The organism is Clostridium sp. ZBS15, from assembly GCF_023845705.1.
Taxonomy (GTDB): domain Bacteria; phylum Bacillota; class Clostridia; order Clostridiales; family Clostridiaceae; genus Clostridium; species Clostridium aquiflavi.
Genome location: NZ_JAMQHY010000245.1, coordinates 1 through 337 on the forward strand (window position 1 = coordinate 1; position 337 = coordinate 337).

Below are 337 nucleotides of genomic sequence, written 5' to 3' on the forward strand. Positions count from 1 at the left end.
ACTCCTGCATCAGTCATTTTAGGCGCTATTGTATTTTTCTTTTCATTTACCGTATATATTAGTTTAGGCTTTTCAACATCTTTTTCAACTAATGTGGTAAGATCTTTTGAAAAGTTTTCTGGTATTTCAATAGTTGCATAGTATTTTTCTTCTAACAATCCTTTTTTTCCAGTTTCTTTATCAACGAATGACCAACCCATTTTATCATTTTCTTCTAACTTTTCTATTAATTCTTCACCCAAATTTATATCTTTCTCTTTAAATACAGTTCCTTTATCATCATTGATTATAGCTATTTTAATTCCCTTTGTGGCTCCATATGGATCCCATGATGCTT

1 protein-coding gene is annotated in these 337 nt (G+C 29.7%); it reads right to left on the reverse strand.

The features are described from left to right. On the reverse strand, positions 1-337 hold a 337-nt coding region (locus tag NG904_RS17180), incomplete at both ends, for a YhgE/Pip domain-containing protein (protein ID WP_252232962.1).